This is a genomic window from Ignavibacteria bacterium (assembly GCA_025612375.1).
GTDB lineage: Bacteria > Bacteroidota > Ignavibacteria > Ignavibacteriales > SURF-24 > JAAXKN01.
The window spans coordinates 1-2,402 of record JAAXKN010000102.1 but is presented as its reverse complement, the minus strand read 5'-3'; the positions used below and the strand labels follow the sequence as shown (position 1 = coordinate 2,402).

Below are 2,402 nucleotides of genomic sequence, written 5' to 3'. Positions count from 1 at the left end.
CCTTATATTTAAAGACCAGAGGTTTTGTTCCCGGAATTTGCAACAGCCTGCGCGGCGGATTCTAGGAGTGTATAATTCTAAATCGCCTGTTTTCGTTGGTATTTTTCCATACCGGAAGATTATTCATATCTTAGATTTTCAACAGAATCGGCATTTGCAGCCTTTAATACAATAGTTAACACAGTTGTAAGAACTAAAATGGTAACCAGGGCGCCTGTGGTGATGATAAACCAGGGGTTTATACCTATATGGTATGCAAAATTGTTCAGCCATTTTATGGCGAAGTAATAGCTTACAGAGCATCCCAGAATTACGGCTACCATGGACATTATGAGAAAATCTTTCACCAGTGTCCCTGCTATGCTCAATGTTGAGGCGCCAAGAACTTTCCGGATTCCTATTTCCTTTTTTCGGCTTTCGGAGGTGAAGGCGGCCAGACCAAATATTCCCATACATGCAATGAAAATTGCGATAACAGAAAAACAGTCAAAAAGCCTTCCTGTATTCTGTTCTTTGCTGTAAAGTTTAGCCAGGTATTCATCAAAGAAATAATATTCAAACGGCTTGCCTGAAGAAAACTTTTTCCAAGTTTTTTCTATGTGGCTTAAAACCGGCTGCATTTTATCCGTCCTTATCCTGACTGAGATATACTCAGCGCGGTAATGACTTATGAAAATACAAAGCGGTTCTATTTTGGAGTGCAGTGACTTGAAATGGAAATCTTTTACCACACCTATTACACTGCCGTCGGGATTGTCGAAAAGTCCAAGGCGTTTACCGATAGGAGACTTCCATTGAAATTTTTCCAGAGCAGACTGATTGATGATATAGCCCTGTTTTTCATCCGATGGAAAACCCTCTGAAAAATCGCGCCCGGCTGAAAGATGTATCTTATATGTTTTAAGAAAATCATAGTCGGCTGCTATAAAATTCAGGGTATTATCATTCAGGCTCTTCTGTCCTTCCCACTTAAAGCTTGTAACCCATTTGACGCTTCCGGGAATGGCAGAAGAAAATGAAGCACTCAGTATAGCGGGATTCTTAAGAAGTTCATTTTTGAATGCCCCGGACTGCTGTTTAACCGCTTCATCTTCCACGGGCAAAATAATAATCTGTTCTTCCGAAAGCTCAGAATTCCTTTTCTGAATAAATGAAAGCTGGCTGTTTATGATTATCGTCAGCAGTATCAGTGCAGTGGAAATGGAAAACTGGAATATTACAAGCATGCTCCTCAGGTTTATGCGCGACTTCCTGACAAGGACAGATTTAGAGAGTATCTGAACCGCCTGGAATTTTGAAACGAAGAATGCCGGGAACGCGCCTGCGGCTAATCCTAAAAGAAGTGTCGTAATGCAAAGATTGAGCAGTAAACTGCCGGGATTGTTTGTAAATGCTTCCCTGCTGCCCAGGAAGCTGCTAACCATAGGAGTAAGGAGCATTACCAGAAACCAGGACAGGAGCACAGAAACAAAAGATACAATAATTGCCTCACCAATAAACTGAAAAACAAGCTGGCTTCTTGAAGCGCCGACAACTTTTCTGATTCCGACTTCTTTTATTCTGGTCATATAGCGGGCGGTAGAAAGGTTCACATAGTTAATGCAGGCTATTAAAAGTATCAGCAGTGCCGCGCTGGAAAATACATAAACGTATGTTATATCGCCATTGGGTTCAAGTTCGCCTGCAAGGCTTGAATGCAGGTGGATTGAAGTTAAAGGCTGAAAAGCAAATTTGAAATCGAACGGGAAAAAGAGCCTGGCGGCATAAAATTTTGTAAACTTGTCAAGACGGCCATTCAGGCTCTTTAGATCCGTATTAGTATCTGTCCGGAAGTAAGAAAACACATATGTATTCAGATAGCTGTCAAAAAATCCTGGATCGCTATAGACGGCTTTGGCTGAGGTGAGCGAGCAGAGAAAATCGAATCTGAGATGGGAATTTTGAGGAATATCCTTTAAGACGCCGCTTACCTGGAACTGCAGCCTGCCGTCCAGTATTAATGTCTTTCCGATGGGATTCTCATTGCCGAAATATTTTAGAGCCATTTGAGGCGTAATGACAATTGAATTTGGATCGTTAAGTGCTGTTTTTACATTTCCGTAGAGAAGCTTATATGAGAACATTTCGAATATGGATGGATCAGCAAGAATAATGCCCTCCTCGTAGAACTTCCTGTTGTTATAGCTGAGCAGTTTTCGGGGGACTTTGTTGATTCTTAACGTATTTATAATACCGGGATAGAAATCCTTTAGAGCGTTGCATAAAGGTAAGGGAGTCTGTGCATAATCCTCCCCTGTGATCCTGTAGATCCTGTCTGCGTTTTCAGGGAACTTATCGTAACTAAGCTCATAGGTGACATATTTCATTATGAATATAAGGCACGTAATTCCGATTGTAAGTCC

At 41.4% G+C, this 2,402-nt stretch carries 1 protein-coding gene; it reads right to left on the bottom strand.

The window, feature by feature from the left end; genetic code table 11:
• Nucleotides 1-119 precede the first annotated feature (119 nt).
• On the bottom strand, nucleotides 120-2,402 hold a 2,283-nt coding region (locus tag HF312_21445; GenBank protein ID MCU7522779.1), incomplete at its 5' end, for an FtsX-like permease family protein.